Source organism: Actinosynnema sp. (assembly GCF_052038725.1).
This window is the reverse complement of sequence record NZ_JBQGCX010000540.1, coordinates 1-1,631: the sequence shown is the minus strand read 5'-3', so window position 1 is coordinate 1,631 and position 1,631 is coordinate 1. Positions and strand designations below refer to the sequence as shown.

The 1,631-nt window shown below is 77.6% G+C and carries 1 protein-coding gene; it reads left to right on the top strand.

The features are described from left to right. Positions 1 to 355: 355 nt before the first annotated feature. A partial coding sequence (locus ACTUAL_RS10915; protein WP_440900168.1) for a dynamin family protein occupies positions 356 to 1,631 on the top strand: 1,276 nt, incomplete at its 3' end.

The window sequence follows — 1,631 nt, the reverse complement described above, 5'->3', positions numbered from 1 at the left end:
AGCCAGCCGTGCGGCTGGACCGCCCCCGGCACGTGGATCGGCTCCTCGGCGCACGCGGCCAGCAGCGCCGGGTCCACCTCGCCACGCACCGCCCGACGCGCCGGGTCGGGCCCGCCGCGCCCACTCACCGCGACCCCGTGCACGCGCACCGCCCCGGAGCGTGCTCGCCGGCGGACGACGTCGTCATCGCGCGTGCTCCTCTGCCGGGTCGTGCGGTCGCCCCGAGGGCGTGGGAGGCAGATGCTAACCACGTCGGAGGCACATCGCGTCGGAGAGCGCCGGTGCGGCGCACCCCGTGGACGTCGGTCCCGCGTGCCCATTCGCCTCTGGATCATCGTCCGGGCACTCTGGGGCCGTGACTGCAGTGGACGGTGCCGGGCTCGTGGCTGCCCTCGGGGCGCTGCGCGCCGAGCTCGGCGCCGTGGAGCTGCCCTACGAGGTGGGCGGCGTGACGGCCGACCGCGACCTCGTGCGGGCCGTGTGCCGGCAGGTGGACGACTACCTCCTGCCCCGCCTGGAGCGGCTGGAGGCCCCGCTGCTGGTCGTGGTCGGCGGGTCCACGGGGGCGGGCAAGTCGACGCTGGTCAACAGCCTGCTGCGCAACCAGGTGTCCCGCTCCGGCGTGCTGCGTCCCACCACGCGCGCGCCCGTGCTGGTCCACCACCCCGGCGACGCCCGCTGGTTCACCGACCAGCGGGTGCTGCCCGGCCTCGCGCGCGTGCACGGCCCGGAGGAGGAGCTGCCGCCGGACCAGCCGAACACCACCGTCCGCCTCGTCGCCGACGAGGCGCTGCAGCCCGGCCTGGCCCTGCTGGACGCGCCGGACGTCGACTCCGTCGTGGACTCCAACCGGGAGCTCGCCGCGCAGCTGCTCGCGGCCGCCGACCTGTGGCTGTTCGTCACCACCGCCGCCCGCTACGCCGACGCCGTGCCGTGGGCGCTGCTGCAGGAGGCCGCCGCCCGCGCCGCCGCGCTCGCGGTCGTGCTCAACCGCGTGCCGCCGGAGGCCATGTCGGAGGTCCGCGACGACCTCGCGGGCATGCTCGCGGCCAACGGTCTCGGTGCCTCGCCCATGTTCACGGTGCCGGACTCCGAGGTGGACCAGGGCCTGCTGCCGCGCCGCGTCGTGGGCCCGTTGGCGAGCTGGCTCACCGGGCTGGCCTCCGACGAGGCCGCGCGGGGGGTCGTCATCCGCCGCACGGTCACCGGCGCGCTCAACACGCTGGGGGAGCGGGTCAGCCGGGTCGCCGAGGCGGCCGACGAGCAGAACGCCGCGGCCACCGACCTGCGGGCCGTGGCCCGCGACCGCTACACCGCGGCGCGCGAGCGCCTCGACACCTCCCTGTCCGACGGTTCCGTGCTGCGCGGGGAGGTCCTCGCGCGCTGGCAGGAGGCGCTGGGCACCGGGGAGCTGTGGCGCGGCTTCGAGTCGCGGGTCTCCCGGGCCCGCGACCGGGTCGTCGGCATGGTCCGCGGACGCCGTGCGCCCGTGGAGCGGCTGGGGGAGGCGCTGCAGTCCTCCACGCACGCCCTCGGGGTCTCCGAGCTCACCGCCGCCGCGGGCGACACCGCGCGGGAGTGGCGGGCCCGCCCCGCCGGGGCCGCGCTGCTGCGCCGCGAGCCCTCGCTCG